2 protein-coding genes are annotated in these 1,317 nt (G+C 70.3%); both read left to right on the top strand.

The annotated features are described in order from the left end of the window. Positions 1 to 690, top strand: a 690-nt coding sequence (locus tag ACWDUZ_RS38545) for an ABC transporter ATP-binding protein (protein WP_451636485.1), incomplete at its 5' end; no start/stop codon positions are given. Beyond that, positions 677 to 1,317 (top strand): ABC transporter permease (locus tag ACWDUZ_RS38540; RefSeq protein WP_451636484.1); only part of this gene is annotated, 641 nt, incomplete at its 3' end. The genes ACWDUZ_RS38545 and ACWDUZ_RS38540, both read left to right, overlap by 14 nt.

Raw genomic sequence — 1,317 nt, 5'->3', positions numbered from 1 at the left:
CAGCAGCTCGTCCTGGACGACATCAGTCTCGATGTCGCGCCGGGCGAGTTCGTCACCCTCCTGGGGGCCTCGGGCTGCGGCAAGTCCACACTGCTGAACCTGGTGGCGGGCCTGGACCGGCCCAGCGCCGGCTCCATCACCACCGACGGCCGCCCCGCCCTGATGTTCCAGGAACACGCCCTCTTCCCCTGGCTGACCGCCGGCAAGAACATCGAACTCGCCCTGAAACTACGCGGCGTGCCCAAGTCCGAGCGGCGCGGCACGGCGGAGGAGCTGCTCGAGCTCGTCCGGCTGGGCGGCGCGTACGGCAAGCGGGTGCACGAGCTGTCCGGCGGCATGCGCCAACGCGTGGCGATGGCCCGCGCGCTCGCCCAGGAGAGCAACCTGCTGCTGATGGACGAACCGTTCGCCGCCCTGGACGCCATCACCCGCGACGTCCTGCACGACGAACTCACCCGCATCTGGCAGGAGACCGGCGTCTCGGTGCTGTTCGTCACCCACAACGTGCGCGAAGCCGTCCGCCTCGCCCAGCGCGTAGTGCTGCTGTCGTCCCGGCCGGGACGAGTGGCCCGCCAGTGGACCGTGGACATTCCGCAGCCGCGCCGCATCGAAGACGCTCCCGTGGCGGAGCTGTCCCTGGAGATCACCGAAGTACTGCGGGGGGAGATCCGCCGTCATGGCCGGCACTGACACGAAGAGCGCACGGGGCGCCGAACTGGCCGGTGTGGAGGCCGGACTCGACGCGCTGGAGGTCACCGAGACGGGCCGTGCGCCCTTGCGGCAGACCTTCGTCAACAAGATCCTGCCGCCCGTCGTCGCGGTCGTGGTGGTCCTGGTGCTGTGGCAGGCACTGATCACCTTCAAGATCGTCGACGACCCGACCAAGCTGCCCTCGCCGGCCGACGTGGGCGGCGAGTTCAAGAACGCCTGGCTGCAGGGCACGCTGTTCGGCTACATCTGGACATCCGTCTCCCGCGGCCTGCTGGGCTTCCTGTTCGCCCTCGCCATCGGCACCCCGCTGGGACTGCTGGTGGCCCGGGTGAAGTTCGTGCGCGCGGCCATCGGCCCGGTGCTGTCCGGCCTGCAGTCCCTGCCGAGCGTGGCGTGGGTGCCACCCGCGGTGATCTGGCTCGGACTGAACAACTCGATGATGTACGCCGTGATCCTGCTCGGCGCCGTCCCCTCCATCGCCAACGGCCTGGTCTCCGGCATCGACCAGGTCCCCCCGCTGTTCCTGCGCGCGGGCCGCACCATGGGCGCCACCGGCCTCAAGGGCGCCTGGCACATCGTCCTGCCCGCCGCACTGCCCGGCTACCT

The organism is Streptomyces sp. NPDC003393, from assembly GCF_053589015.1.
Note: the sequence above shows the minus strand (reverse complement) of the source record. Positions and strands in the feature narration are given on the sequence as shown.